3 protein-coding genes are annotated in these 2,540 nt (G+C 74.3%); all 3 read left to right on the plus strand.

The features are described 5' to 3' along the window. Positions 1-695 (plus strand): hypothetical protein (locus PROKR_RS09435; protein ID WP_036962499.1); only part of this gene is annotated, 695 nt, incomplete at its 5' end. 34 nt (positions 696-729) lie between these two features. Beyond that, positions 730-2,256 (plus strand): serine/threonine-protein kinase, encoded by a 1,527-nt coding sequence (locus PROKR_RS36885; RefSeq protein WP_051432826.1) that lies wholly within the window; start codon positions 730-732, stop codon positions 2,254-2,256. 68 nt (positions 2,257-2,324) lie between these two features. Beyond that, a partial coding sequence (locus PROKR_RS34390; protein ID WP_036962503.1) for a hypothetical protein occupies positions 2,325-2,540 on the plus strand: 216 nt, incomplete at its 3' end.

Consider the following 2,540-nt stretch of genomic DNA (forward strand, 5'->3'; position numbering starts at 1 on the left):
TCGGCGTGGCGGCCGTCGTGGTCGGCGTCGCGGGCGCGTTCTCGCTCACCAGGGGGTTCGGCGGGGAAGCCGGGGGAGGCGCGCAGGCCGGACCGGCACCGTCGTCGGTCGGCAACATGAGCCTGACGGTGCCCGACGAGACGCACGAGGTCACGCTCGAGGTGACCGCCACGGGCAAGGACCTCGAGAAGAGCCCCGTGGAGGTGCGGTACGACGGGATGATGGGTCCGCTCGGCCTCGGGGACACGTTCCAGAGCGAGGGTTACCTCGAGACGGACCTGGAAGCGATGTACACCGAGGTGGACGTGCCGTGGAGCAAGTCGTTCACCGTGCGGGGGACCGTCGACGAGAGCCACCTCAAGCTGAACGCCCAGTCCGGGTCGCTGTACGACGTGGACGCGTCCCGCGACGTAGCGGTGGGCTGCCGGATCCTGGTCGACGGCGAGGTCGTGGCGGAGGCCAGCGGGTCGCTGGCGGTCTTCTGCGCCCGCCTCCCCGAGGAGCTCCAGGCGAAGATCGACGAGATGGAGGGCGAGGTGGGGGAGCAGCAGGAGAAGGCCCGCGAGGAGTACTACCAGGAGGTCCAGGAACGGCTGGACGACGCGGACCTGCCCGACTCGGCCGACGTGAAACAGCAGCAGGAGGAGCTCCAGGAGCTGCTGGACGAGTACGGCGACAACGGCGGAAACGGCTGATGCGCCGCCCCTCACGAGGATCCGGGGCCCGCCCGTGATCGAGGCACTGCGCGCGGGCGACCCCGCGCAGGCGGGCCCGTACCGTCTGCTGGGCCGGCTGGCCGCCGGCGGCATGGGCCAGGTGTACGTGGGCCGCTCCCGCGCCGGGCGCGTCGTCGCGGTCAAGGTGATCCACCCGGGCCTGGCCGGGGGTGACGAGTTCCGCGTGCGGTTCGCCCGCGAGGTGGAGGCCGCCCGGCTCGTCGGCGGCTATCACACCGCCGAGGTGGTCGACGCCGACGCCTACGCCGACCGGCCCTGGATGGCCACCGCCTACGTGCCCGGTCCCTCGCTGCACGACGCCGTCGCACGGAACGGCGTGCTCGACGTCGAGGCGGTCCGGGCGCTCGGCGCGGGACTGGTGGGCGGCCTGGAGGCCATCCACGCAGCCGGCCTGGTGCATCGTGACCTGAAGCCGGCCAACGTGCTGCTGACGGCCGACGGCCCGCGTGTCATCGACTTCGGCATCGCGCGGGCCGTGGACGCGACGTCCGTGACGACGTCGGGCGACGTGCTCGGCACCGCCGCCTACATGTCGCCGGAGCAGGTGCGCGGACGGGAGGCCGAGCCGCCGTCGGACGTGTTCGCGCTGGGCTGCGTGCTGTTCTTCGCCGCGACGGGTCGCTCGCCCTTCGGGGGCGGCCCCACCGAGGCGATCGTCTACCGCGTGGTGCACGAGGACGCCGACCTGGGCGACGTGCCGCCGGAGCTGCGGGGTCTGGTCGGGGACTGCCTCGCCAAGGTCGCGGCGGACCGCCCGACGACGGCGGAGGTGCTCGACGGGTTGCGTCCGGCGTCCGGTGCCGTGGCGCCGTGGCGGCTGCCGTCCGGCGTCGGGCAGATGGTCGCCGAGCGTGCGCGGGAGCTGGGGGAGTTGCAGGCACGTGAGGTGCCCGCGGACACCGAGGTGGTCCAGGCCCCGGTCCCGGAGGGCGTCCGGGACGACGTCGGCCCGGGGGTCCACGAGAGGTCCGGGGAAGGCGGCCGGCCCGCAGAGGACGGAGCGTCCGGGGGAGCGGGACGCCGGCCGCGCCGCCGGTGGATCGCCGCGGCCGTGACCGGGGCCGCCGTGGTGACCGCCGGCGTCTGGTGGACCGTCGCTCAGAACGGTGTCCCCGCCGACGCCATGGAGAGCGGGGCGTACAGCCTGACCGGCGAGCGGCTCGGGTCCGGGCCCGTGGACGCGCCGCACAGCGTGGAGCTCCGGATCACGACCCCGCGCCCCGGGGAGGTCGTGACCGTCACCTACAACGCCGTGGTGGTCGACTCCGACGACGGCGGTGGCACCCAGCAGGGGCAGCAGGGCAACGGCAAGGGGTTCAAGGTCGTGACGCCCTGGACGGGCACCCTCCCCGTCGAGTCACAGCTGCAGACCCTCGCCCTGACCGCGCAGGGCGACGTCGAGGACATCACCTGCCGCATCGCGCTCGACGGCGAGGCCGCCGCCGAGGGCACCGAGTCGTACACCTCGACCTGCGGGGTGCCCGTCGACATGTCGACCGTCCTGGACGGGCTGTTCTGACCGCAGACCTTGCCGGGCCGGGCCGGGCCGAGCCGGGCCGATGCCGAACCACCGAGAGGACACCGAGCATGGAGCTGGAACCCCTGGGCGAACGTGACCCCCGGCAGCTGGGTCCCTACCACCTGCGCGGCCGCCTCCGGGCCGGCCGCGCCGGCATCGCCTACCTCGGCCGCTCGCCCGACGGGCTGTTCGCCGAGGTGACCGTGGTCAGCGAGCCGATCGCCTGGGACCCCGAGGTGCTCGCCCTCCTGTCCGACGCCGCCGACGTCGCCCGCCGGCTGCGC

It is taken from the genome of Promicromonospora kroppenstedtii DSM 19349 (assembly GCF_000515355.1).
GTDB lineage: Bacteria > Actinomycetota > Actinomycetes > Actinomycetales > Cellulomonadaceae > Promicromonospora > Promicromonospora kroppenstedtii.